The sequence below is a fragment of the Geotoga petraea genome (genome assembly GCF_900102615.1).
GTDB lineage: Bacteria > Thermotogota > Thermotogae > Petrotogales > Petrotogaceae > Geotoga > Geotoga petraea.
On the sequence record NZ_FMYV01000002.1, the window covers coordinates 265,084 to 291,117 of the forward strand.

The following is a 26,034-nucleotide window of genomic DNA, read 5'->3' on the forward strand; positions in this document are numbered from 1 at the left end:
TTCTCCTTTTTATATCACTATTTGATTTTTTCCGTTGCTTTTTGCAATATACAACTTCGAATCTGCTATCTCTATTATATCAGAATAATTATCAATATTTGAATTATCAGCTACACCACCAGAAATAGTTACTTTTATGTTTTTATAAAATAACTTATCTTCAATTTTTTTTCTTAATTCTTCTGCAACTAAGTAAGCTTTTTGACGATCGTATTTTTTTATCAGGATAGAAAATTCTTCTCCACCATATCTAAAGGGAACTATCATTTTGTTCTCATACTTTTTTATTATTTTGCCTAATTCTTCGAGAATATGGTCTCCAGTCATATGACCATACGTATCGTTTATTTGTTTAAAATCGTCTATATCAATAAATAAGACAGAGAAAACGTCTTCCTCATAAACTACTTTTTTTAAATTTTCATAAAACTGACTTTTATTATATAATTCAGTTAGAAAGTCTCTTTTGTTTAACTCTTCTAATTTATCTATGTAATTTTTTAATTTAATATATGTTTTTAATCTCGCAATTATCTCAGGTTCTCTAAGTGGTTTTAAAATAAAATCATCAGCGCCAGATTTAAAAGCTTTTTCCAAAGTTTCATCGGTATCTTGAGAAGTCATAATAAAAATATAACTATCTAAATCAGAAAGCTTTTTTAAAATTTTGCATGTCTTCAACCCATCGATTCCTGGCAAAATAACATCCAAAAAAATAAAATCAGGTTTTTTTATTTTCATCTCTATAAAATTCAGTAATTCTTCGGAACTATTAAAAAGAGATATATTTATGTCTTCAAAATTTTTTTCTATTGTATCCTTTAATTTTTTTTGAATCAATACTGAATCATCCACTATGAATAAATTCATATTACACCTCATATAATAAACTATATAATTATTATATAATAAATTAACTAAATTATAAAATCTCAAAGGAGGAATTATGAGAAATTACGACAAAGAAGCAAAGATAATCATAGAAAATTTTCCATACCTACATGAATTTACTGACCCATACATCGTATTAGTATCCACGGTCCTTTCTCAAAGAACAAAAGATGAAAATACTCGAAAAGCAACCATAAGGCTCTTTGAAAAATACAAAGGCATAAACGAAATAGCAAAACTAAATCCAGAAGACATCTATGATTTAATAAAACCAGCAGGAATGTACAAACAGAAGTCAGAGAGAATAATAAATTTGTCCAAGATAATTGTAGAACAATACAACTCAAAAGTTCCTGAAAATATAAATGATTTAATCAAGTTACCTGGAGTTGGTAGAAAAACAGCAAACATAGTACTTTATGTATCCTTTGGTCAAGAAGCCATGGCAGTAGATACACACGTTCACAGAATAGCCAATAGATTGGGATGGATAGATACAAAAAAACCTGAAGATTCTGAATTAGAAATAATGGAAATAATATCAAAAGAATTCTGGGGACCTTTAAACGGATCAATGGTTGCTTTTGGTCAACAAGTTTGCAAGCCAAGAAACCCGAAGTGTAATAAATGTCCATTAAACGGTTTTTGTGATTATTATAAAGAAAATTCAAGCGAAGTAGTTTAACTTTTTGTTAAACTACTTTTTTTTATTGAAATTTTTATACTTTTCATGTATAATTATACATAAGTATAAAGGAGGGGTTTTCATGAAAAAAGATAAAATTCTTTCAGTAAAAAAAGCTTTAAAATATAGATTAACAAAACAATACATAAGCTTATATGGGAAAATCTTTCTCATCGATGAAGACGATAAAAAAGATTACACACAAGTTTTTATAACAGATAACGAAGACGCTGTTATACTTAAAATATTTGAAAAGAACCTTCCATACAAAAAATACGACATTATAAAAGCAGAAGGATACTTTGAATTTGACGATATTAATGGGGATTACTCTTTTTCAGTAATTGCTCACAAAGAATATTTCAACTTCGAAAAAAAAGACAGCTCAATAGAAAAAAGAGTCGAATTACACCTGCACTCTAAATTAAGTGAACAAGATTCCATTGTGGATATAGAAGAACTATTAAAAACATTGAAGTATTGGGGTCATACCCATGTAGCTATAACAGACCACGAATCTGTTCAAAACATACCAGTTTTTTGGAACCTTTCTAAACGATATGATATAAAGCCTGTATTTGGTGCTGAACTTACAGTATTTGAACCATTTCTAAATGACTTTTTTCATATAACAGTATTGGTAAAAAATAAAAGTGGCTTAAAAAATCTGTACAAAATAATATCTAAATCTCATATGAATTTAAACGATAGGAATCCAGTAATAAATGCACAAGATATTGAAAAATATAGAGAAGGGATGTACATAGGTAGTGCTTGTACAAAGAACATCTTGATGTATTTCTACCTCAAGCAGGAGGAGGAAATGTTTCTAAAAAAAGTTAAGTTTTTTGACTACATAGAAATACAGCCATTAGACGCAAAAGAGGATGATAGAGTAACAAAAGAAAAACTCAAAGAGTTTTATTTAAAAATAACTGAAGCAGCAGAAAACGAAAATATACCTGTAATACTAACAGGAAATGTCCATTACATATATGAAAAAGATAAAGAAATTCACAACGCCCTGCAAAAAGGAACAGAAACTCTAAAAAAATTCAATAAAATATACAATTCTAAAAGGTATCTTAAAACAACAGAAGAAATGATTCAATCGGGTATAGAGATTTTTGGAAAAAGAGGAAAGGCAAAAAAGATAGCAGTTAGAAATGTGAAAAAATTGGTAGACTCTATAGAAAATATATCCCCCCTTGATAACAAATTACACGCACCAAAAATAAAAGACGAAAATTTAAAGCTCAGAAATTTAGCCTACCAAAAAGCAAAAAAGATTTACGGAGAAAACCTTCACCCTATTATAGAAGATAGAATAGAAAAAGAACTAAATCCTATAATACAAAATGGATATGCAATTATCTTTCTACTTGCAAGAGAAATGATTTTAAAATCAAAAGAAGATGGATATCCTGTTGGATCGAGGGGATCAGTTGGCTCTTCTTTAATAGCTTTTATACTTGGAATATCTGAAGTAAATCCACTTCCCCCTCATTATTACTGTAAATGCGGATACGTTGATTTCGTAGATAACTTAAACATATGTGGGTTTGATCTGGAAAGAAAGAAATGCCCAAAATGCGGAAAAGATCTAAAAAGCGATGGACATAACATAAGGTTTGAAATATTCATGGGGTTTGAAGGGAAGAAAATTCCAGATATAGACATAAACTTCTCTGGAGAATATCAAACTAAAATACACAGATATTTGGAAGAAAAATTTGGAAGAGAACACTGCTTCAAAGCTGGAACTATAAACACAATAGCAAAAAGATCCGCACTAAAATTCTCCGAAAAATACCTAAAAAAAGAAGGCCACATAGCAAAAATATTTTATTATGCTGAAAAACTAAACGGGGTAAAAATGACAACAGGCCAACACACGAGCGCAATGATAATAATTCCACAAGAAAACGAAATAAACGATTTTACTCCGTACCAATATTCGGCAAACGACAAAGAGAAAGGAATTCTAACAACACATTTTGATTATGAAGCTTTGGAAAATGATCTTTTAAAAATAGATGCTTTAGCACACGATGCACCAACATTTTTGAAAAAACTTAAAGATTTAACAGGAATAAACTATGAAAATCTCCCGATGAATGACAAAGACGTTCTCGAACTTTTTTCATCCCTAAAGCCACTGAAAATAAATTTGGATGAAATAGAAGTAGAAATAGGAACTCTTGGAATACCAGAAGTATGGACACCTTTTGCACACAGGATGTTATCTGAAACGAAACCAAAATCATTCTACGATTTAGCCAGAACATCCAGCCTTTCACACGGAACAAACATATGGTTCAACAACGCAAGAGAGTTAGTACTCAAAAAGCAAGTATCTGTAAATCAAGTTGTTTCCTGTAGAGATGACATTTTACTAACTCTGGAACACTATGGAATAGAATCGAAAAAAGCATTTAATATAATGGAAAAAGTCAGAAAAGGCAAAAAACTAACTGAAGAAGAATTAAATTTATTAACATCAAAAAAAGTCCCAAAATGGTACATCGAATCACTAATAAAAATAAAATACCTTTTCCCAAGATCTCACGCAGTAGCCTATATGTTCATGGCATATAAAATAGCCTTTTACAAACTTTACTACAGATTGGAGTTCTACTCAGTCTATTTTAGTGTTAGAGCAAAAATATTTGATATAGATACAATATTCAACGAAGAACTTATGATGAAAAAGATAGAAGAATTATCAGATATATCCTACAAACACGACTTTGAAAAATTCCTGACTTATTCTGTATTGAGAACGGCCTACGAAATGAAAAAACAGGGGTACTATTTTCTTCCACCTGACATATACAAATCACACATAACTGATTTTGTCATAGAGGGAAAAAATCTGAGAATTCCTTTAACCAAGATCCCAAATATCGGAATAAAAGGAGCTGAGAATATTTTCAAAGAAAGAGAGAAAAAATTTATATCAATAGAAGATTTCAAAAAGAGGACAAAAATAAGTAAAAGAATAATAGAAAAACTAAAAACCACAGGTTTCTTCAAAAACATGCCAGAAAAAAGCCAAATACCTCTATTCTAATATAATTTACTTATTTTTTAAGAATAATAAAATAAATACTTCTAAAGCTTTAGAAGTATTTATTCTTCTTTTATAATTATATTTAAATAGCTAAATCAGTTTCTTTATTATCAAAAATCAATTTCGGTTTTACAAACAATGCTGCACCAAAAGTTAATGGTCCAGTTCTTCCCACTAACATAAGTAATATAATAGAAACTTTACCAATTACAGTAAGAGAACTCGTTAACCCCATGCTCAAACCAACAGTTCCTAAAGCAGAAGCAGCTTCAAAAGCAACACTAATAAAATCTGTGTTTTCAGTTAAAGAAAGTATATAAACTCCTAAAGCTAAAACTACAAAATAAAAGACAAAACCAGCAGCGGCACTATTAACTCTTGATTTTGGAACTTTAGCTTTCCAAAAATAAACGTCATCTTTCCCTTGTAGAGTACTTTTTACAAGTCCATAAACAGCTGTAAAAGTTGTTGTTTTAAGTCCTCCACCAGTACCAGAAGGCGAAGCTCCAATAATCATATATATAGTTGTAAAAAACAACACTGATTTCATCAAACCACCAACATTGATAGTGTTAAATCCAACAGTAGTTATAGATGTCATTACCTGAAAAAATGATGTAATAAGTCTTTCATGTGCAGGTAAATCAGCTATAGATGGTTCTGAAATAAACACTAAAAATGTCCCAAATATAACCAGATAAAAAGTTGTTCTCAAAATTATTTTTGAAGTTAAGGTTATTGCTTCAGTTTTTCTTCTTATTTTTCTCCAATAGTCAACAAAAACAATGAAACCAATAGCTCCTGAAAAACTTAACCCTGAAATAGTCAAATTTAACCAAAAATTATTATAAAAATCTACAAAACTATTGTTAAATAAACTAAACCCCGCTGTACAAAATGCTGATACACTGTGAAAAATTGCCTGCCAAATCGCGTTATCTACTCCTTCATTAATAAAAATAAAATACAAAACAAAAGCTCCAATGGTTTCAATTATGACAGTAAAAAATATAACTGAATAAATGAACTTTTCTATTACGAAATTTTTAGGAATGGAAAAAACAGTTTGTGAAACTTCAGAAACATTTTTTGGTAACTGTTTTTTTCTTGTTAGTATTACAAAAGATGAAAAAGTCATATAACCTATACCGCCAAGTTGAATTAAAAGAAGAATTACAAATTCTCCAAAAAATGTATAACTATCAGAAACAGAAACCGTTGTTAAACCTGTTGTAGAAACAGCTGAAGTGGCTATAAAAAGATTATCCAGTGATCCTACAAAATTCACGGTTGAAATAGGTAGAGATAACATTATCCAACCAAAAACTATATAAAATACATATCCAAATAAAACTAATTTAACAGGATTTACTGTAGATAAATAATCTTTCAAATGTTCAATTGCTTTCATATCTTAATCCTCCAATTTCTGATTTGTTAAATTATCCAATTTTTCAGCAACTTTATGAAAAAACTCCTTATATATCTCACCTTTTTTCCCCCCAATAAAATCGCCCAATTTTCTATATATTTCTGGATCAATAGGATTTATGGAAAACATATCTTTGATTTTAGTAAATTCTTCATTTGAATAATAGCTGTTAATTTTAGCTGTTTCCATATTTTTTAAAGTATTTTCTAACCTTTCAAAAGTAAAAGGTTTTTGAATATAAGCGACTGTTCCTAATTTTGTACATTCTATTGCATTTTTAACTGTTCCATAAGCTGTCATTATAACAACATCTGTATGATCATCTTTATTCCTCATCTCTTTCAATATTTTTGTCCCAGAAATTTTTGGCATTTTGATATCTAAAAATATCAAATCATATTTATTGTGATTGATTTTTCTTAAAGCTTCTTCCCCATCTATTGCTTCTTCTACATCATACCCTTTATTTTTCATACCTAAAACTAACAAATTCCTAATATTTTTAGTATCATCAGCTATCAGAATTTTCTTCATTTTTATTATCTCCTTTTGAGAACGTGATGATAAATTTAGTCCCTTTTTCATTTTGACTTTCTATCTCAATTGAAGCTCCATGACTATCTAAAATCTCTTTAGATATAGTTAGTCCCATTCCAGAATCATCAACATAATTCGTTTTATTTTCTCTACTTGAATAATATTTTTTAAAAATATTTTCAATTTTATCTGCTTTAATTCCTTTTCCAGTATCAGCTATTTCAAAAATGACATTTTCATTATCGTTTTGATAAGTTTTTATAGCTATATCGTCATTCTCCTTTGTATGTTTTAAAGAATTTGAAATAAGGTTATTTATTACCCAACTAATCTTCACTTTATCTATATAAATGTTTGGAATTTCTTGAAGATCAACATAAATATTTTTATTCTCTTTATTAGCTTGAAATTCAAACTGCTCTACACTTGTTCTAACAATTTCATTTAAATCTTCATAGTCATACTCATAAAAAGCGTCTATATCATCTATTTTCCTTAGATTCACAAGATTAGAAATGAGATTGGAAATTTTTTCGACATCTTCTTTAATAGTTAAAACCAACTCTTCATTTTCGCTATCAATATTTTTGATTTTTTCTTCTAAAATAGAAAGGCCAAGAATAATAGAGGTCAACGGAGTTTTAAATTCATGAGATACACTTGAAATTAAGCCTAATCTCATATTTTCAAATTCTTTTTCTTTAGTTATATTTCTTAAAGAAACTATTATTCCGTTTAAATTAGCGTTTACATCTCTTATTTTAGTAGCCAAAACATTGAAAAAATATTTTTGATCTTCGATTTCAATTTTAATAACTCTATAATCATTTTCTTTATCGCTCTTCACCAAATTAGACAGTATATCGTATAAATCAAGATTTTTTACTATATCAAAAATAAACTTATGTTTAACTTCCTCTTTGCATTTAAAAAATTCTTTAAATGCATAATTAGTCAATATCAATTTCATATTTTCATCTAACACAAAAATAGGATCTGGAATATTGTTAATAAGTGCCACAGATTTACTTTTTTCTTCGCCAAGCTGTTCAATAGTTGATTTTTCAAACTCTTTTATTCTCTCAGTCATTTTATTAAACTCTTGAATCAAAATACCAAGTTCATCATTTGTTTCTATGTCCAGCGGTTCTCTTTTACTCATAGATTTAATAGTTTTAATTTCATTAATCAATTTAAAAAGTGGACTTAAAAATCTTTTGATCAAAAATAAAGATAAATATATACTCATAAAAACAGAAAAAACCGTTATCACTACAATCAAAACTGTGACATTTCTCCATTTATCAACTAACTCATCTCTTGAACCAAAAATAGAATTTTCATTTATCTTGATTAATTCATCAATGTTGTTTAAAATTTCAGAATATAAAGGTCTTATGCTATCAGCATATAATCCTTCAATAAATTCTGTATCTTCTCTGTTATTTTTTAATTCATCAAAAAGATTTAGATATTTATTATAATTACTATTAAGGTTTTGGACTAAATCATTCTCTCCTTCTTCGGTAATATTGTTATTTTGAAATTCTAAGGCATCTTCAAAATTGTTTCTTTCATTATAAAAGGTCTCGACATTCAATATTGAGAAGTTTCTAATTAAATTTGCAATTGCGTTATTTTGCTCTTTTATAGAATATTTCATTTGATTTAAAACTTTTATAGAATCATAATTATTTGATATTAATAACTCTACCTCATTAGTCATTCTATAAAGACTTGAAGAGGAAAAAATACCTAATACCCCAATTATAACGATTAATATAATTACCAAAAATAAAAATTTAGACTTAAGACTATTTAACATTATTATCACCTCTGATACCATTATATTTCTTAGATTGAATAATTTTAGCTTTTTTATCTAGCTGGTTATAGCCAATTATACTAGATTATCTTCGATTATGATATTATTTCTTTATTATATTAAACCTTATACGAAGAAAGTAATTAATAAATTATTAAATATATTATATCAATAAATTGATATAATATATTTAACTAAAAACATTATAGGAGCTGATAAAATGAAAAAAACTGAAATAAAAAATTATCTGAGTAATTTTTCAAAAAAACAATTAATAGATGAATTATCTTCTATTATTATGAGCAATAGGGATTTAAAAGAAAAATATTATATCTTGGTAAATATTGATAATAAAAAACAAATAACTGATTATGTAAAAGATATTGAGGTATAATTAATTTCTTTTATAAGTTTTATTTTTAAACTATTATTTTTGACTAAGTTCTTATTTTGTATTAAAATTTAAGTAAGAAATTTGATTTGGGGGATGTTATGAAGAATTTTCTTAAAAGTTTTGAAGATAATAAATTTTTCTATTTTGTGAAAAATTTGTATAATAAATCGAGAGAAGATGACGTCGGTTTTATTGCCGGTTATATATCTTTTTTTCTTTTGTTATCTATTTTTCCATTTTTGATTTTTTTCTTTAATTTGTTGAGGTATACTCCTATAGCTAATCAAGATTTTATCGAAAACATTTTGATAGAGATACCACCTGAAACACGAGATATTTTAGAGACTATTATTAACGAGACTATTAATTCGAGTTCGCAGACTCTTTTATCAGTTAGTTTAATTTTTTCTATTTGGGCAGGTTCTAATGGAATCACTGCTATTATCAGCTCAATTAACAAGGCTTACAGTATACAAAAAAAATTACCTTATTGGAAGTTGAAATTGATTTCCATAGTTTTTACAGTATTGCTGGTTGTTCTTATAATATTTGTACTTTTCACCCTTGTTTTTGGGGAGATTATTACTAATGAGATTTTTAATGAATTACAAGCTAATGGCTCTTTTTATTCTTTTTGGAATGTCATGAGAATTATTATTCCTTTTGTTTCTATGGTTTTGATTTTTGGCCTTTTATACAAATTTAGTATTTCATTTAATAAGAGAACTAGTACTAAGTTTATTTACACTTTACCAGGTTCTATTTTTACAACTGTTGGTTGGATTATCAGCTCTTCTATTTTTTCTGATTATATTAATAATTTCAATATTTTTTCAACAACCTATGGAAGTTTGGGAGGAATAGTTATTTCTCTTATTTGGATTTATATAATTAGTCTTATGATTATTATTGGAGCAGAGATCAACGGATGTCTGCATTTAAACAATAATTAAAAACCCACTCTTTAAAAAAGAATGGGTTTAATTTTTATTTATTTATCCAACTGTGGTTGAACGTAGTGGTTCCAGAATACTTTTATTACAAGTGCTGATGGGGCAGCAATTAGAGAGCCTATGAATCCAAAAGCTGCTCCGAATATGAGTATGGATAATATTACCCCAACTGGATTTATTCTTGCCCTTCCCTTCATTATATTTAGGAAAAACACGAAAGCTGCTCCATGTAATATTGACATTATAATCAGAAGTATTAGCATTTTTACAAGCCCGCTGGAGATCCCAACAATTATTAATGGAATGAATTCAAAAACCACACCGACAATAGGAATGAAGTTGGTTATTCCTGCCCAGAAACTAAGCAAGAGTGAATATCTAATGTCAAGAAAATTCAATGCTATAAAGGCCCCAACACCGACGAATAATGATGCAAAAATTGTAGAAATAACAAAATTATTCAAATTTATATGCAAGTCTTTCAAGAAATTAACTGCTATTTTTCTGGTGTTTCTGGGATAGATTTTGTGTATGTTTGTTTTAAAAGAGTCAAAATAAAAACTTAGATATATTGTTATTAATATATGAAAAAATACAAAGGACCCTAATTTTTGGCCAATATTTGGCAATTCCACAATCCACTGGTTGAAAAACTCTATTATCTTTGGTTGTAAAGATGCCAAATACTCTGAGAAGTTCTTCTCTATTTCTGGAAATACGTTGCTTTCCGTTCCCAAAATTCCAGATGATCCTTCAAAAAGTGATTCCCATGTTCTGTTTTCAAAGAAGTTGTTTATAAATATTACAAAATTTCTGACTTCACCAAAAACCATTGGTACTAAGAAAAACATTAAGAAAGCTAACCCTGTAAATATTATTATTAACGAAAGAGATATAGATAGATTTTGTGGAATTTTAAATAGTTTAATCAGATTTTTAGAGAAGAGTTGCACTACAAGCACCATTCCAATTGAAAAAACAATTGTTGAAAAGACACTCATGGAAAATACTCCCACTAAAAAAAATAAACTTATATAGACTATTGAAAAAATACCAGCTATAATCCTTTTATCCACAAAAAACACCTCTTGCCAAAAATTTTACTTCTTTTTATTATTATACCATTGCTATATATATAGTAACTAAAAATTGTATGATAAATATTGTATAATTTTAATAAGTTTTTAAAAAAGATAATCTTGGATGAAGAGATTTGGTTTTATTTTCTCATTATTTTCTTAATTTTTTTGTAAAGTTTGATTGTTATACTGAGATTGTTAATAATTGAACAATTAAATATTTTCCCTAAGATGAAGGAATTTTTCTGACATCAAAGGAAGACGAAAATGAACGGAATCATCTCGTGCTTATTAGTACGTGATTTGATATATTGTTTCCTCTTCCTTTGAGAATTTTATAACAAGGAGGAGGATTTTTTTATGGATGTTAAGACGGCTATGATTTCCATTGCAATTACAGATAGAGAAAATGCCTATAGTAAAGTTAATGAAGTGCTTCATTTAAATGCTGAAAATATTAATTTGAGGGTAGGCTATCCAATGAAAGAAGATAATGTTGCTATTATTTTTGTTGTTTTTAAGGGAACTACAGACCAAATTGGTTCTTTAAATGGAAAGTTAGGTCAGATAAACGGAGTTAAGGTTAAATCACATACTTTAAAATATTAGAGGTGGTATTATGTTTTATTTAAAAGACAACAACACTAAGACTTTTATAGATGAAGAAAAAATCAAGAACTTACTGGAAAAAGCTAAAAATCCAGAAAAAGAAAGAGTAGAAGAAATAATAAACAAATCTTTGAACAAAAATAGATTAGATTTAGAAGAGATGGCTGTTCTTTTAAACTGTGAAGAAGAAGAATTAGTCAAAAAGATTTTTGAAGGGGCAAAAACACTAAAACAAAAAATTTATGGAAATAGAATTGTTCTTTTTGCACCTTTGTATATTGGTAATGAATGTATTAATAATTGTGAATATTGTGGTTTTAGAATCAGCAATAAAGAAATTTTTCGAAATTCTTTGAGTTTAGAACAAGTGAAAAATGAAACAACTTCTTTAGTAAATAGCGGACACAAAAGGTTGATCCTTGTTTATGGGGAACATCCTCAATATGATGCGGATTTTATTGCTGATACGGTGAAAGAAGTTTATTCTGTTAAGAGTGGAAAAGGTAATATAAGAAGAGTTAATATAAATGCCGCACCACAGACTGTTGAAGATTTTAAGAAAATAAAAGATGTTGGCATTGGTACTTACCAAGTTTTTCAAGAAACATATCACCAAGAGACTTATAAAAAGGTTCACCCAAGTGGCCCTAAATCCAGCTATAGATGGAGACTCTATTCTTTAGATAGAGCTTTTAAAGCTGGCATAGATGATGTTGGAATAGGTGCATTGTTCGGATTGTACGACTGGAAGTTTGAAATGATGGGACTATTATCTCATACTATACATTTTGAAGAAAGATTCAATGTTGGGCCTCATACTATTTCTTTTCCAAGAATAGAGCCCGCTTTGAACACGCCAATATCCGAACAACCACCACATTTAGTTGATGATTACACTTTTAAAAAACTCGTCGCTATTTTGAGGCTGGCCGTTCCTTATACAGGGTTAATTTTAACAGCAAGGGAATCACTTGAAATTAGAAACGAATTAATGCAGTTTGGGGTATCACAAATTGATGCAGGTTCAAATATAGGGGTAGGAGCTTATTCAACCAATGATAAAGAAGCTTATAAAAAATCGCAATTTGTACTTGGAGATCAAAGAACTTTAGATGATGTAATAAGACAGCTAACTGATGAAGATTACCTTCCTTCTTTTTGTACTGGTTGTTATAGACTTGGAAGAACTGGTGAGCACTTTATGGAATTTGCCATTCCTGGATTTGTAAAGAGATTTTGTACTCCAAATGCTGTAAGTACTCTCATGGAATACGCAGTTGATTATGCTTCTGAAGAAACTAAGGCATCTTGTTTGAGAGTTATAGGCAAAGAAATCAAAAATATAAAAGACGAAAAGATGAAAGATGCATTAAAGGCAAATATAGATAGAATCAAAACTGGCGAAAGAGATTTATACTTTTAGAGGTGCTTTATGTTTGAATCAATTTACAACAAATTAAATACTAAAGGTAAAAAACTTTTGGATTATTTTACTGAAAACAAAACTCTTAACAAAGAATTTATTCTCTATATTTTAGGGTTAGAAAAAGATGATCCGCAAAGAAATTTGCTTTATAAAGCTTCTTCTATAGTAAAAGAAAACTTTACTGCTAATTATGTTTCTATAAAAGGATTAATAGAGTTCAGCAATTACTGTTCAAAAAACTGTTATTACTGTGGAATTAGAAGAGATAATAAAACCCTAAAAAGATATAGAATGACAGAAGAAGACATATTAGAAGCAGTTGAGAAAGTGAAAAAATTGGGGTTAGATACAATAATTCTTCAGAGTGGAGAAGATTATTTTTACGATGATGATAAGATCATAGCACTTATAAAAAAAATAAAAAAATTAACCAAATTACCAATTTCTATTTCTATTGGAGAAAGAGATTTTGAATCTTATTTCAAATATAAAAAAGCAGGGGCGATAAGAACACTTTTAAAACACGAAACAGTTAACAGAGAACTTTTTGAAAAAGTAAATCCAGATAAAAAATATGAAAAAAGATTGGGCCTCTTGAAATACGCCAATTCAATTGGGTATGTTACTGGTTCTGGTTTTATTATCGGATTGCCCGGGCAAACCAATTCAGACATTGCAGATGATCTGCTTTTTATAAGAGATGAAAAGGTTATTATGATTGGGATAGGACCACTAATTGCTTCTAAGAACACTCCCTATGAAAATATGGAAAATGGCTCTATAACAAAGACATTGAACGCCTGCTGTGCCGCGAGATTTGTTGTTCCTAATTCGCAAATGCCAGTTACAACCGCTTTGGGAACTCTTGATATAAAAACACACTACGATGCATTAGAATATTTTTGCAATGTTGTTATGGTAAACATAACTCCAGATAAATTTAGAAAGAATTACAACATATACGACAACAAGGCCAAAATAGATTTTTTTGAAACCATAGACGAACTTGAAAAGAGGGAAATAAAGATTTGTCCTATAACTACAAAAGCTTTGGGAAGGTGAAAAAATGTCATTAGGCGGATATAGATTAAACATAATTATAACCGGGAAGAGAAATGTTGGAAAATCTTCTTTAATCAACGCCCTTTTAAAACAAGATATAGCTCTTGTTTCTGATACACCAGGAACCACAACAGATCCTGTTTATAAGACTATGGAATTACAACCAATTGGTCCAGTTACCCTAATCGATACTCCGGGAATAGATGATGTAGGGTATATTGGAGAAAAAAGAGTGAAGAGGGCTGAAAGGGCTTTTATGAAAGGAGATATCGGCCTTTTAGTTATAGATAAGAATTTAGACGACTTTGACTACAAGATTATTAATACTTTTAAGAAACACAAGATTCCTTATTTAATAGTTTTAAATAAAATAGATGTAGCTAATATAGAAATAGATGAAGAAAATTTAGTCAAGGTTTCAGCTAAAAATGGTGAAGGAATAGAAAATTTAAAACAAAAAATAACAGAAATAAAACCAGAAGAAAAAGAAGTTCCTTTGATTCCAGAATTCATTCAAGAAAACGACATAGTAGTTTTGGTTATACCTGTTGATACTGGAGCCCCAAAAGGAAGATTAATAATGCCACAGGTTACAGCTATAAGAGAAATTTTGGATAGAAAGGCCTTCCCAATTCAAACTTCTGTTGAAGGAATACCTGAAGTTTTATCTAATCTAAAAGGAAAACCGAAACTTGTTATAACAGATTCTCAAGCTGTTAAAGAAGTTAATAAAAAAGTTCCAGAAGATATTAATCTGACTACTTTTTCTATTTTAGAAGCAAGACATAAAGGTGATTTAAGTATTTTGTCAAAAGATATTGATATCATTGAAAAACTGGAAAATGGTGATAGAGTTTTGATAATGGAAGGCTGTTCACATAGACCTTTAGCAGAAGATATAGGAAGAGTTAAAATACCAAAATGGTTAAAAAAATACACCAATAAAAAGCTTATATTTGATTTTATTGCAGGTAAAGAATTCCCGGATGAAAAAGATACTCAAGACACCAAGATAATAATTCATTGTGGAGGTTGTACACTGACAAGAACTATGATGATGAGGAGGTTAGAACATATAAAAAGGCTGAATATTCCTATTTTTAATTATGGTGTTTTAATATCTTATCTTCATGGTGTTTTGGATAGGGTTATTTTGGAAGATTTTTAGTTTTCCCTTTTTTGATTGTTAATATGGTATAATTTTATTAATAATATCTTAATAATCAGAAAGGGGTTTTTATTATGTATAGAAAAGTTACCTTTATCGTCTTTTTAGTTCTAAGTATTATAACATTTTCAATTACTTTTGAAGAATATGAAAAACAAACTAATTACGAATATACTGGAAACTTTTTTGACGGGACAAATATTCTGGTAACACATGTCTTAGAAAATAAATTATACGATATTATAGGTTGGGATACTTCTGATTTAGATAATATAAACCAGATTTATGAGGGCGAAAGTTTTTTTGATTACAGCGTGTCTAAAGATGGCCTTAAGTTTACCGGTATTAATAAAAATGGGATGGTAATTGTTTATAATTCTGAAAATGATTTGAACTATATTATTTTAAAAAAAGCAGCCAATGTTTATTTTCACCCCAATGGAGATATGATAATAGTAAAGGTTATCAAAGATGGTAAATCAGAGTTTTATTTTGTAGATTATAAAAACAACGAAGATAGATTAGTTTTGAAATATTCTGAAAATAACAAGCCTTTTTCTTCTAAAGCAAAAATGCACATTTTTAATGATTATTTTATTATATCTGACTATAAGGGGCAAGAAAATGGTAACAAATATGATGATAATTATATAAGATACTTTTCAGATCCACAAAATAATTATCTATATTTTAAATCTCTTTCGGATGAATATATTTTCGACATAGATGAGAAATGGGTTTATCACCATAATAATTTTGTGGATGCAGTCAATACAGTGCTAATAAACCTACAAGATAAAACTTTTACAAAAATAGCTTTGGGAAATATCGGTTCTTTTTTATCTACAAATATTGCTTATATAGACTCAAAAAAAGCTTCAAGAGTCAAAAAATATTTTGCCCTTAAACACCAGTTGGAAGAAGTATATACTGGAGAGTATTTTTTATACAATGATCGATTTGTTTTAGTCAACCCAATAGATATTCCTGATCAGGTTAACGTCCATGGATATGACAGTAAAAACAATAAACACATTTATTTATCTCAAGGTAATATTTTGCAAGTAGATAGCTATGATAATAACCCTTATAAACAGATGGATACTTATTTCAACAACTTAGAACTTTTGAATATTGGTTTTGACAATGTTATTGAAGATATTGTAGAAACAATGAATATAGCCGGAATGGAATTTTTAGCTTATAACGAAGATAGATTTTTCGGAGATAGTTTGAACACATCCTATTACAATAAAACCAATTTGATTTTAGAAGAGGTGAAAACTCTTTTAAATAAATCAGAAACAACTAAATTTGACATGAACTTTGTTTATAAAAAAATAGTGCAATACTCTTTGTTGGCTAACTACACAAAAAATTATGGCGAAGCTGAAAAAGCAGTAGTTTTTTTAAAAAACTTAAAAACTGATTATCCTAATATTGTTAATTGGAATAAATTGTTTAAAAATTTAGTGCTTATTGAAGCTCTAACTATATCAAATAAAACTGGTACAAAAGAAGCTTACTATCATATTTTAGATCAAGACGGTTTCCTATATAATGAAGAAAATGAACTTGATACTTATATGGAAGAATACCCAGAAATTTTTACAAACTTATTGAAAGACAAAAAGAAATTGTCATATTTTTCTGGAATACCAGAAGACAAACTTTCAAGTTTTGAAAATTCTTACAAAGCAGGAGAAGCATTAGAAAATAAAGAGGATATATACAAATTCGATGATTTTTTAAAGAATAATAAGAAAAATATCAACGATCTTATGTGAAAAAGAGGTGATTTAAATCACCTCTTTTTTTGTGAATAATTTTTGCTAACCGTTTAAATTTAAAATTTATTTGTAGACTTCATTAACTATTATCTTCTTCAAAAGTTTCTATGTTTTCTATGAAGTTTAAATAGTCAGGTGATATTAGATCTTTAGCTTTAAGCATATTTTCTATATAGAACTTTGGAGGTTTCAGATTATTATCTATCCATTCTGGTTGAGCTATATAAACAATAGCTTGAACAACTCCCCCATCAGTTTCTACATCGATCCTATATTTGCTATATTGAGTTGGAAATCCCTCTTTTTTATCTATTTCTTTCATTTCACCATCATCTAATTCATAGAGAATTCCCTCTATAACATCTTCACCGTTTCCAGTTTGTTCTATATTGGCAAAAGAATAATTTTCATCTTTTGCTTTTTTGTTGAAAATAATCCTATAACCTCTTATAATTCCTTTCTTCCTTGTAAAAAATTCAACACCTTGTTCCTTGAAAATATCGGGATTCATGTTGTTCCCGTAAGCAAAATAGTACATGTTAATCTCCTCCCAATGAGATATTTTTTTCACTATATATAAATATTATACAATAACATTACAAAAAATTAAAGAAATTATTTAAATTTAAACAAATGAATAGTTTGTAATACTTATAAAATTATATATAATATAATAGAGAAAACATTATAGGGAGGTACAATATGATTCTAAGAAAAGCTCTAATTGATGACAGAGATGATATAAATAAAATCTCAGAAGTTACTTGGGAAGGTCACGATTATCTAAAAAATATATTTGATAAATGGATAAATGAAAAAGATAGTGATTTTTCTGTTTTAGAAAAAGATGGAAAAGTAATAGGTACTATAAAATTAACCTATCTACAAAATAGAGAGTACTGGTTAGAGGGGCTGAGAATCCACCCAGATTATCAGGGAAGAGGTTATGCAAAATATTTGACAAAAGAATATTTAAAAAAGATAAAAAATCTTGATTTTGATCTAGTTTCCATGGCTACTTTCTACACCAGCAAAAGTGTTGATATCGTTAAAAAATATGGTTTCTATTTATTAAATTCTTTAAAAATATATCGAATAAATGAGAAAAAAGAAATAAATGACATTAAAAATTATGAGGTTGTAGAAAATTACAATGATGTTATGTTTATTTTAGATTCAGAACAATTAAAAGTTAGAAAAGGTTACTTTACTTTTGATTGGACAGCTATAAATGCAAGTGCTGAATTAATAAAAAAATTAGTGGATAGAAAAGAAGTTTACGTGAAAAAAATTGAAGGAAAGATAGTTTCTCTGATAATTTTAAGTAAAATGTACAACAAAGAAGGAATAATGTCTATATCTTTTATCTGGGGCGAAAATCATTTTGATGAGGCTTTGGATTTTGCAATAAGTAAATATAATGACGTTTACAGGCCTGGATCCGAATTTTTATATATGTGTGAAGATGATGAACAACTTAGAAATATACTAGTTAAAAAAGGTTTTGAAGAAGCATCCAAAGAAAAGAATGACTTTGTTATTTACGGTGTTCGTTCTCCAGAAGAAATCAAAAATATATAATCTAAATCTGGCTTTTTAGCCAGATTTTTTATTTAACTATTGTAAAATGTGTTTAAGCATTTATATTTAATCTTAAGAATTATTTAAGAATTTTAAAAGAATTTTTATAGTCTTATAACTTATAATATATTATTGATAAAAGTTTTTGAGGTGATCTTATGGATAAAAATATTTTGATTATTGACGACGAAATTGAAATTAGAAATTTGATAGAAATTTATTTGAAAAGTGAAAACTATAATATTTTTCAAGCAGAAAATGGGAAACAGGGGTTGGATATTCTAAAAAAAGAAGATATAGATTTGATAATTCTTGATTTGATGATGCCTGAGATGAATGGAACTGATTTTTGTATCGCTGCCAGAAAAAAATATGATACACCAATTATTATGTTGACAGCAAAAGACCAAGATTTAGATATTATTCTTGGACTCAATCTTGGTGCAGATGATTACATCACAAAACCTTTTAATCCTCTTGAATTAATTGCAAGAATAAAATCACAACTAAGAAGATCAGATTTCAATAAAGCGAAAAAAACAAAGGATAAAAATGAATATATTCATAAAGGGCTCTATTTGAACACTATTACAAGGGAAGTTAAGATTAACAACGAAGAAGTAACCCTTACCCCTACAGAATTTGAAATTTTAAAACTTTTGTTGATAAATAAAGGAAACGTTATGAGAATGGACAAAATTTACGAAGAAGTTTGGGGAAATGACTTCATGGATTCCAAAAATACCGTTATGGTTCACATTAGAAAATTGAGGGAAAAAATTGAGTTAGATCCCAAAAATCCTGATTTCATTAAGACCATATGGGGAGTTGGATATAAAATTGAAAAATAAAACCCTTCGAGGTTATTTTTTAATGGCTTTTATAATAAGCTTTTGTTCTGCAATAATTATAAACATTATATTTTTGAGTATATATTCAAAACTTACTTTTGAATATAGAGAAAACAGCATAAACAAAGTTTTAGATAATCTTGAATTACACACAGAAAAAGGCCAAGATCTTACTGAAGTTCTAAATGATTTTGTAAATAATTTTGATTTGGGAAATGGTGCGATTGGAATTATTGATAAAGAAAAAAATTTAATAGCTTCCAATCAATCTATTAACAATATAGCTTTTGATAGATTTAATTTTGATGAATTCAACATTGAAAATAACAATTTTTTGGAATTTACCTTTTATAATTTTAAGCCCGATCCACCAATTAGACCAGCTGTTAGAAGAGAACAATACATATATATCCCCTTTGTAGTCAACAATAACCAATATTACCTCATTATTGATTTTGAACCTGGTAAAACTATTGGAATGCTTTTAAATAGAGATACTATGTTTTTCACATCAATGATTTTTTCTATTATAATTTTTCTAATAATATTCTATTTGATTACCAACAAAAAGATAAAATATATTAATGAGATTTCAAAAGAAATATCTAAAAAATCTATTGGAAAATTAGATCATAAGATAGAAATAAAAGGTAGTGACGAAATAGCTGAAATAGCAAAAAATATAAACTATATGTCAGAAGAAATAAACCATCAAATAGAAAACGAAAGAAAAGCAGAAAAAGAAAAATACGAATTGATTTCTAATATATCTCATGATCTTAGAACACCTTTAACTTCTGTTATTGGTTATTTGGACTTGATAAATAATGCTAATTTTGAAGATGAAAATCAATTAAAAGAATATTCAAATATAGCCCACAAAAAATCCATAAAGATCAAAGAATTGGTGGATGATCTTTTTGAATTTACAAAATACAACAACAAAGATATAAAATTTTCCAAGATGAGAGTAAATTTAAACGATTTTATTGAACAATTTATTTATGAAATGGCTGATTATGAAAAAAAATACAACAAAAAAATCAAAAAACATTTCAATAAGGAAGATGTTTTTGTGGAGCTAGATCCTCAACTCTATTTTAGAGTATTTCAAAATTTATGCATAAATGCTTTTAAATATTCTAAAGATAATTCTGATATCGATATCTACGTCAATGAAAATACAAAAGAAATTTATATAACAATATCTAATTATATTAATGAAGGAGAAGATATAGACGTTGATAAAATATTCAATAGATTTTATAAAGAAGATAAATCAAGAAATACAAATAAAGGTGGTTCAGGATTGGGGCTTTCCATAGTAAAAAGTATTTTGGATATACACCAACATGAAATTATAGCAGAAAAAATAGATAACAAAATTTCATTTAAAATAATTATTACAAAATAACAGGGAGGAATTTTAATGAAAAAAGGATTAGTAACAACAATTGTATTGGTCGTTTTTATTTTTGCTTTTACAGCAAGCATTACAGATTTATATCATCAAGCAAAAGAGGTATCTAACGATTATAAACTTATAGAAATTGATAGAGAAATTGCTTTAATGGATTATGAAAAAGCAAAAATTGAATCTTTTAACAAAAGAACAGATTTATCAGCAGAACTAAGTTATGTTCAAAACATGAATAATTACTATTCATCTTTGAAGAATTATTATAATTTAATAAATTCAATAGTTTATGATTATAAAATAGCAGAATTAGACCTCAAGGTACTAGAATTACAAATTGAAAATGCTGAAATTAATTTTAACAACAGCGAAAAACTATATGAAAAAAATTTAATATCAGAAAATGAACTAAAAAATAGCAAAATATCACTAAATGATATAAAAAACTCTCTTGTTAATGTTAAAAACAATTTTAATCAGAAAAAGGAAGAATACGAAAAATATTTTGACACTGATCTTGATTCAATAGAATATGAAATAAATTTAGATAATTTGAATTATACAGACGAAACTTATGTTGCAAGTTCTCTTTTGGTTAAACAGAATAAACTGAATTTGGAGTTAACAAAGTACAATTTTGATACTTTACCACAAAATAGTTCTCAATATGATAAAAGAATAGCAGAATTAAACGTAAAGAAATCTATAATAAATTTAGAAAATACAGTAGAAAACATTGAAAAACAAAATAAAACTTCTTACGTGAATTTAGAAGCACAGAAAAATACAGTAAATAATTTATATGAAACAGTTTCCATAAAATTAAACAATTTAGAAAATGATCAAAATAGTTTTGAAAATGGTTTAATTTCAAAAACCGAACTAAACCAAACAAAAATAGACTACTACAACACTTTAAAAAATCTTTATTCTAACGAAAAGAATCTTTTAAATAACTTAATCAATTACATATTAAATGTTCAAGTATCTCCGGAGGAGGTAATGAATTGAATTTTAAAAATATAATTTTATCTTTATTCTTGATAATTTCCATATTTTCATTTTCTAATGTCAATTCTATCATTGAAGAGAAATTAAATGAAAGCAGTAATTATCAAAAGTCTTTAGAAAACTTTGTTTCAACAAATTACAGTAATTCTATATATAATAATTGGTTTCAACCTTATTTGAGTTTATCCACCAACCAATTGAGTGGTTTTACAATAACTGAAGATGGCGTTAGTGATATTGGATTAAATGCTGATATTAACATTGCAAATTTTTATGGAGTTAATTTTGGAGTTCAAATACCCTTTGAAATAAAAACAGAAGATAATCTCGATTTTGACTTAAAAAAAGAAAATATAAGTCTATCAATAACATATGGATTGAAAACAGAGTATTTTTCGAATAAATTAACCAAAGAATCCAACCTTTTATCTTCTCAGTATAATCTTGAAGAAGTTGAAGATTCAATTACCACTACCACTTTTAAAGAAATATTTAATTACTACTATTTGAAAAATAACATTGAATTACAAAATCAAAAATTAGAATTATTACAACAAAAGTATGAAGCTTCAGAATTAGAAGATGAAAAAGAAAATTTAAAAAAACAAATTTTAAATCAAGAATCTCTTATTTTGTCTTTGAAAAAATCTTTTGGAACCATTAATTTGGATTTTTCCGAAAATCTATACATTGATTCTAAATCAAGGATAAAAAACATCACTGAAAATGATTATGATTTATCTATTGAAAATAGAAAAGATGTTGAAGCTTTAGAAATAGCAAAGGAAGTAGATAAAAGAAATACTAACTTGTGGTTTTTACCCTTTTTACCAGATTTAAACTTTTCTTTCGGAGTAAGAGACTATGAAAATTGGAACTGGGAGTTTGGAATTAATTTTCAATACGATATTTTTGATAGAGGTGAAAGACTTGGAGAATCTTTAACAAGAAAAAACAATATATCAAATTTAGAATACAATGAAAAAATAGACAATATAAATAGAACAATAAATAACTATAAAAACAACATAGAATCAATGTATCTTGAATTACAGATTTTTGAAATAGACTATGAAAATTTGATAGAAGATTTTCAAAAGTCAGAAATTTTGAATAACCATGGATATATAACTGATATAGATTACAAATTGAATCAGATTAGTCTTGAACTTAAAAAGTTAGAAATTGAAAATAAAAGAAATGAAATTCTTTTAGAAAAACTCGAGTTATTAAATGAAAGAGGCTTATACATTAGAGGTGAATTAGATTGAAAAAAGTTTTTTTAATTATAATAGTAATTATTGTTGCTGTTCTTTCAGTATTTTTTATAATCAACACAAACAGAAATACAGAAGAAAACACAGCTCAGAATAATATACAAAATATATTTACAACTTATACAATAGAAAACAGTGAAATTGGGGATTATATTGAAATAACTGGCACAGTTGAAGCAGATGAAAGAAATGTTCTTTCAGAAGTTTCAGGGAAAATAATTGATTTATATGTCGAAAAAGGCCAAAAAGTAAGTGAAGGAGATCTTTTAGTAAAATTTGAAGATTTAGAATATAGAATTGCTTATTTAAATGACCTTAGAAACTATGAATTAGCTATTAATGACAGCTCTCGAATAAAAGAAATAAAAGAACTTCAATTAGAATTATCAAAAAGAAATTTAGAAAATACTGAATTGAAATCCCCAGTTAATGGAACGATTAGTGAAGTTTATATTGGTGAAGACGATTTTGTTCCTACCAATCAAAAAATTATAAGTATAGTTGATACAAATTCATTGAGAATTGAAAGCGTTGTCGATGAAATAGACCTATCAAAAGTACAAGTTGGGATGGAAGCTTTAGTAGAATTTGATCAATTGAACGTTTCAATCCCAGCAAAAATCACATTAATAAATCCAGTTGCTGTTAATTCTGGTGGATTAACCACCATACCTATTGAATTAGAATTCTCTGAAGATGCTAACAAATACGGAGTTATTCCTGGTATCACTGGTAATGTAAAATTAATTATATTGAATGCAGAAAACGAAATTGTAATACCAACAAATGCTTTGAACCAAGATGCAAATGGTAATTATTTTGTATTTTTAAAAACTGAAAACGAACCAAAAAAAATTAATATTGAAATAGGAGATAAAACTGATGATAAAGCCATAGTTAAATCAGGTTTGAATTTTGGTCAAACTTTAATAATTTATCCTGATGAAGAAGAACTACAAAGATTAGAAAATAAATATAATGGCTCAAACATGCCATTCATTCCAGGTCAAGGTGCATCTAGAAATTCTCCAGGCGGTGGGAATCAATGAACGTAATGACTCTGAAAAACATCAGAAAAACCTACCATATGGGTAAAATTGATGTTCATGCTTTGAAAGATATAAGCTTTGAAGTAGAAAAAGGTGATTTTACGATTATTATAGGACCTTCTGGATCTGGTAAATCGACCCTTTTGCAAATTTTAGGCGGTTTAGACAGACCTACTTCTGGAGATGTTATTATAGAAAGAGAAAATATATCTAACATGAAAGATCAAGAATTGGCGATAGTTAGAAATAAAAAGATTGGTTTTGTTTTTCAAAAATTTAACTTGCTTAGTAATATGACTGCATTAGAAAATGTTGCATTACCAATGGTTTACGCAGGAGTTGGTTTATCAGAAAGAAAAGAAAAAGCAAAAGAATTGTTAGATCTTGTTGGACTTGGAAATAGGGTTACACATAAACCAAATGAACTATCAGGTGGACAGCAACAAAGAGTTGCCATAGCAAGAGCTCTTGCCAATGACCCTACCTTTTTACTGGCAGATGAACCAACAGGCAACCTTGATACAAAAAGCGGAATAGATATTTTGAAGGTTTTTCATAAATTACATTCTATGGGCAAAACTTTAGTAATAGTTACGCACGATCCAGAAATGGTTGATGAAGGAAATAAAGTCGTTAAAATAAGAGACGGCCTCATTGAAGAGGTGAATTAAATGGAAATACTTAGAGAAACTATTAGATCATTAGTATCTAACAAAATGAGAACATTTTTATCCATGTTAGGAATAATTATAGGAATTACATCCGTTATTGCTGTTATTTCTTTAGGACAGGGAACAACTCAAAATTTAACTGATACTGTTTCTTCCCTTGGTTCAAATGTACTAATAATAACACCTGGGAGAACAACTATCAGAGCAGGCACCAGTTCTTCAAACAACACTTTGACAGTAAATGATGCTAATGACATAAAAAATTACGCTCCAAGTGTTAAATCAACCGCACCAGTTCTACAAGGATCATTTTTGCTAAAAAATAATGATTTGAATATAAATTCAACTCTTTTATCTTCAAATAATGATGTTTTTTCTATTCTAAAATTAGAATTGTCTGATGGAAGATTTTATAATTTTGAAGATATCGAGCAAAAAAGAAATGTTATGGTTATAGGATACGAAATAGCAAATGAACTTTTCCCCAATGAAAATCCAATTGGTAAAAACATTTCTGTTATGCAGAATGTCTCAAACTCTTTTACTAGAAAAATCAACTTTGAAATAATAGGTGTCATTAAAGAAACAGGCAGTAAATTGTTATACAACATAGATACTACCGTATTAATACCTATCTCAACTGGAGATGCAAGATTATTTCAAACAAATGGTAATGTTCCACAAATTTTAGCATCGGCACAATCACAGGAACTGTCTAATTCTGCTCAAATTGAAATCGATACTATTTTGTACAACAAATTTGGTTCTGAATCATTTAATATAATGAGTCAAGATGCTATTTTAGATGTTATTGGAAACATTACTGGTATTATGAGCTTTATTCTTGTTGCAATAGCAGCAATTTCTCTTGTTGTTGGCGGCATAGGAATAATGAATATTATGCTTGTATCCGTTTCTGAAAGAACTAAAGAAATAGGAATTAAAATGGCAATAGGTGCAAGTAGAAGAAGAATTCTTTTCGAGTTTATTTTTGAAAGTATTGCTATAACTTTCATTGCAGGAATCATAGGAATTATTTTTGGAATATTATTGTCTAATGGAATAGCCTCTTTAGCAAGAGAATATAGTTTAAGTGCTTTGATAAGTTGGCAGTCCATTTTGAGTTCTTTTGGTATTTCTGTTGCTGTTGGGTTGTTCTTTGGAATATATCCAGCAAATAAAGCTTCAAAATTAAGTCCAATTGAAGCCCTAAGATATGAATAACTTTTATATGCCGTCTTTTAAGACGGCAT

The 26,034-nt window shown here is 27.9% G+C and carries 23 protein-coding genes; 17 read left to right on the top strand and 6 right to left on the bottom strand.

Annotated features, from left to right (window positions below; translation table 11 throughout):
• Positions 1–9: 9 nt before the first annotated feature.
• Positions 10–870, bottom strand: coding sequence for a diguanylate cyclase (locus BLS00_RS03585; RefSeq protein ID WP_167848967.1), 861 nt, complete (start codon positions 868–870; stop codon positions 10–12).
• 76 nt (positions 871–946) lie between these two features.
• Between BLS00_RS03585 and nth the strand changes: the two genes are divergently transcribed.
• Both nth and BLS00_RS03595 read left to right on the top strand, forming a co-directional pair.
• Positions 947–1,576 (top strand): endonuclease III, encoded by a 630-nt coding sequence (gene nth, locus BLS00_RS03590; RefSeq protein WP_091402895.1) that lies wholly within the window; start codon positions 947–949, stop codon positions 1,574–1,576.
• Positions 1,577–1,658: 82 nt separating this feature from the next.
• Complete coding sequence (locus BLS00_RS03595) at positions 1,659–4,649, top strand: PolC-type DNA polymerase III (RefSeq protein WP_091402897.1); 2,991 nt, start codon at positions 1,659–1,661, stop codon at positions 4,647–4,649.
• 82 nt (positions 4,650–4,731) lie between these two features.
• On the opposite strand, the gene BLS00_RS03600 is transcribed toward BLS00_RS03595, so the two are convergent.
• The 3 genes from BLS00_RS03600 to BLS00_RS03610 are packed head-to-tail and all read right to left on the bottom strand — an operon-like array spanning position 4,732 to position 8,443.
• Positions 4,732–6,060 (bottom strand): TrkH family potassium uptake protein, encoded by a 1,329-nt coding sequence (locus tag BLS00_RS03600; RefSeq protein WP_205742415.1) that lies wholly within the window; start codon positions 6,058–6,060, stop codon positions 4,732–4,734.
• Between the two features lie 3 nt (positions 6,061–6,063).
• Positions 6,064–6,615 carry a response regulator gene (locus tag BLS00_RS03605; protein WP_167848968.1) on the bottom strand — a complete coding sequence of 184 codons (552 nt, stop codon included), beginning with the start codon at positions 6,613–6,615 and terminating at the stop codon, positions 6,064–6,066.
• Positions 6,593–8,443: a sensor histidine kinase gene (locus BLS00_RS03610; RefSeq protein ID WP_167848969.1), complete on the bottom strand. Its 1,851-nt coding sequence runs from the start codon at positions 8,441–8,443 to the stop codon at positions 6,593–6,595. The genes BLS00_RS03605 and BLS00_RS03610 overlap by 23 nt, the downstream gene beginning before the upstream one ends.
• Before the next feature lie 220 nt (positions 8,444–8,663).
• On the opposite strand from BLS00_RS03610, the gene BLS00_RS10560 reads away from it, so the two are divergent.
• Entirely contained in the window at positions 8,664–8,837 is a 174-nt protein-coding gene (locus BLS00_RS10560; RefSeq protein WP_176759829.1) for a hypothetical protein, read from the top strand.
• A 98-nt stretch (positions 8,838–8,935) separates the two neighbouring features.
• Positions 8,936–9,790 carry a YihY/virulence factor BrkB family protein gene (locus tag BLS00_RS03615; protein WP_091402901.1) on the top strand — a complete coding sequence of 285 codons (855 nt, stop codon included), beginning with the start codon at positions 8,936–8,938 and terminating at the stop codon, positions 9,788–9,790.
• A gap of 38 nt (positions 9,791–9,828) precedes the next feature.
• Here BLS00_RS03615 and BLS00_RS03620 read toward each other — a convergent pair whose 3' ends face one another.
• The gene (locus tag BLS00_RS03620) at positions 9,829–10,866 is read right to left on the bottom strand and encodes an AI-2E family transporter (RefSeq protein ID WP_091402903.1); all 1,038 of its coding nucleotides are present in this window, start codon (positions 10,864–10,866) and stop codon (positions 9,829–9,831) included.
• 363 nt (positions 10,867–11,229) lie between these two features.
• Here BLS00_RS03620 and BLS00_RS03625 point away from each other — a divergent pair, with 363 nt between their 5' ends.
• The 5 genes from BLS00_RS03625 (at position 11,230) to BLS00_RS03645 (ending at position 16,921) form a co-directional block, all read left to right on the top strand.
• Entirely contained in the window at positions 11,230–11,478 is a 249-nt protein-coding gene (locus BLS00_RS03625) for a TM1266 family iron-only hydrogenase system putative regulator (RefSeq protein WP_091402904.1), read from the top strand.
• A gap of 7 nt (positions 11,479–11,485) precedes the next feature.
• Positions 11,486–12,901, top strand: a complete 1,416-nt coding sequence (gene hydG, locus BLS00_RS03630) for a [FeFe] hydrogenase H-cluster radical SAM maturase HydG (RefSeq protein ID WP_091402905.1) — start codon at positions 11,486–11,488, stop codon at positions 12,899–12,901.
• Between the two features lie 9 nt (positions 12,902–12,910).
• Complete coding sequence (gene hydE / locus BLS00_RS03635) at positions 12,911–13,966, top strand: [FeFe] hydrogenase H-cluster radical SAM maturase HydE (RefSeq protein ID WP_091402907.1); 1,056 nt, start codon at positions 12,911–12,913, stop codon at positions 13,964–13,966.
• A gap of 4 nt (positions 13,967–13,970) precedes the next feature.
• Positions 13,971–15,134: a [FeFe] hydrogenase H-cluster maturation GTPase HydF gene (gene hydF / locus BLS00_RS03640; protein ID WP_091402908.1), complete on the top strand. Its 1,164-nt coding sequence runs from the start codon at positions 13,971–13,973 to the stop codon at positions 15,132–15,134.
• A gap of 74 nt (positions 15,135–15,208) precedes the next feature.
• On the top strand, positions 15,209–16,921 hold the full coding sequence (locus BLS00_RS03645; RefSeq protein ID WP_091402910.1) for a hypothetical protein: 1,713 nt from the start codon (positions 15,209–15,211) through the stop codon (positions 16,919–16,921).
• Positions 16,922–17,003: 82 nt separating this feature from the next.
• Here the strand turns inward: BLS00_RS03645 and BLS00_RS03650 are convergent, their stop codons facing one another.
• Positions 17,004–17,462: a gamma-glutamylcyclotransferase family protein gene (locus BLS00_RS03650; protein ID WP_091402911.1), complete on the bottom strand. Its 459-nt coding sequence runs from the start codon at positions 17,460–17,462 to the stop codon at positions 17,004–17,006.
• A gap of 164 nt (positions 17,463–17,626) precedes the next feature.
• Between BLS00_RS03650 and BLS00_RS03655 the strand changes: the two genes are divergently transcribed.
• The 8 genes from BLS00_RS03655 (at position 17,627) to BLS00_RS03690 (ending at position 26,005) form a co-directional block, all read left to right on the top strand.
• Positions 17,627–18,505 (top strand): GNAT family N-acetyltransferase, encoded by an 879-nt coding sequence (locus BLS00_RS03655; protein WP_091402913.1) that lies wholly within the window; start codon positions 17,627–17,629, stop codon positions 18,503–18,505.
• A gap of 158 nt (positions 18,506–18,663) precedes the next feature.
• Positions 18,664–19,356: a response regulator transcription factor gene (locus tag BLS00_RS03660; RefSeq protein ID WP_091402915.1), complete on the top strand. Its 693-nt coding sequence runs from the start codon at positions 18,664–18,666 to the stop codon at positions 19,354–19,356.
• A gap of 22 nt (positions 19,357–19,378) precedes the next feature.
• On the top strand, positions 19,379–20,770 hold the full coding sequence (locus tag BLS00_RS03665; RefSeq protein ID WP_143012937.1) for a sensor histidine kinase: 1,392 nt from the start codon (positions 19,379–19,381) through the stop codon (positions 20,768–20,770).
• A gap of 15 nt (positions 20,771–20,785) precedes the next feature.
• The gene (locus BLS00_RS03670) at positions 20,786–21,784 is read left to right on the top strand and encodes a TolC family protein (protein WP_091402919.1); all 999 of its coding nucleotides are present in this window, start codon (positions 20,786–20,788) and stop codon (positions 21,782–21,784) included.
• Positions 21,781–23,055, top strand: coding sequence for a TolC family protein (locus BLS00_RS03675; RefSeq protein ID WP_091402920.1), 1,275 nt, complete (start codon positions 21,781–21,783; stop codon positions 23,053–23,055). Before BLS00_RS03670 ends, BLS00_RS03675 begins: the two co-directional genes overlap by 4 nt.
• The gene (locus tag BLS00_RS03680; protein ID WP_176759831.1) at positions 23,052–24,110 is read left to right on the top strand and encodes an efflux RND transporter periplasmic adaptor subunit; all 1,059 of its coding nucleotides are present in this window, start codon (positions 23,052–23,054) and stop codon (positions 24,108–24,110) included. Before BLS00_RS03675 ends, BLS00_RS03680 begins: the two co-directional genes overlap by 4 nt.
• Positions 24,107–24,781: an ABC transporter ATP-binding protein gene (locus tag BLS00_RS03685; protein WP_091402923.1), complete on the top strand. Its 675-nt coding sequence runs from the start codon at positions 24,107–24,109 to the stop codon at positions 24,779–24,781. The genes BLS00_RS03680 and BLS00_RS03685 overlap by 4 nt, the downstream gene beginning before the upstream one ends.
• Entirely contained in the window at positions 24,782–26,005 is a 1,224-nt protein-coding gene (locus BLS00_RS03690; protein WP_091402925.1) for an ABC transporter permease, read from the top strand.
• Positions 26,006–26,034 lie beyond the last annotated feature (29 nt).

Coding starts and splice junctions, on each gene's coding strand:
- BLS00_RS03585 (WP_167848967.1), bottom strand. CDS start 870: ATGAATTTATTCATAGTGGATGATTCAGTATTGATTCAAAAAAAATTA.
- nth (WP_091402895.1), top strand. CDS start 947: ATGAGAAATTACGACAAAGAAGCAAAGATAATCATAGAAAATTTTCCA.
- BLS00_RS03595 (WP_091402897.1), top strand. CDS start 1,659: ATGAAAAAAGATAAAATTCTTTCAGTAAAAAAAGCTTTAAAATATAGA.
- BLS00_RS03600 (WP_205742415.1), bottom strand. CDS start 6,060: ATGAAAGCAATTGAACATTTGAAAGATTATTTATCTACAGTAAATCCT.
- BLS00_RS03605 (WP_167848968.1), bottom strand. CDS start 6,615: ATGAAGAAAATTCTGATAGCTGATGATACTAAAAATATTAGGAATTTG.
- BLS00_RS03610 (WP_167848969.1), bottom strand. CDS start 8,443: ATGTTAAATAGTCTTAAGTCTAAATTTTTATTTTTGGTAATTATATTA.
- BLS00_RS10560 (WP_176759829.1), top strand. CDS start 8,664: ATGAAAAAAACTGAAATAAAAAATTATCTGAGTAATTTTTCAAAAAAA.
- BLS00_RS03615 (WP_091402901.1), top strand. CDS start 8,936: ATGAAGAATTTTCTTAAAAGTTTTGAAGATAATAAATTTTTCTATTTT.
- BLS00_RS03625 (WP_091402904.1), top strand. CDS start 11,230: ATGGATGTTAAGACGGCTATGATTTCCATTGCAATTACAGATAGAGAA.
- hydE (WP_091402907.1), top strand. CDS start 12,911: ATGTTTGAATCAATTTACAACAAATTAAATACTAAAGGTAAAAAACTT.
- hydF (WP_091402908.1), top strand. CDS start 13,971: ATGTCATTAGGCGGATATAGATTAAACATAATTATAACCGGGAAGAGA.
- BLS00_RS03645 (WP_091402910.1), top strand. CDS start 15,209: ATGTATAGAAAAGTTACCTTTATCGTCTTTTTAGTTCTAAGTATTATA.
- BLS00_RS03650 (WP_091402911.1), bottom strand. CDS start 17,462: ATGTACTATTTTGCTTACGGGAACAACATGAATCCCGATATTTTCAAG.
- BLS00_RS03655 (WP_091402913.1), top strand. CDS start 17,627: ATGATTCTAAGAAAAGCTCTAATTGATGACAGAGATGATATAAATAAA.
- BLS00_RS03660 (WP_091402915.1), top strand. CDS start 18,664: ATGGATAAAAATATTTTGATTATTGACGACGAAATTGAAATTAGAAAT.
- BLS00_RS03665 (WP_143012937.1), top strand. CDS start 19,379: ATGGCTTTTATAATAAGCTTTTGTTCTGCAATAATTATAAACATTATA.
- BLS00_RS03670 (WP_091402919.1), top strand. CDS start 20,786: ATGAAAAAAGGATTAGTAACAACAATTGTATTGGTCGTTTTTATTTTT.
- BLS00_RS03685 (WP_091402923.1), top strand. CDS start 24,107: ATGAACGTAATGACTCTGAAAAACATCAGAAAAACCTACCATATGGGT.
- BLS00_RS03690 (WP_091402925.1), top strand. CDS start 24,782: ATGGAAATACTTAGAGAAACTATTAGATCATTAGTATCTAACAAAATG.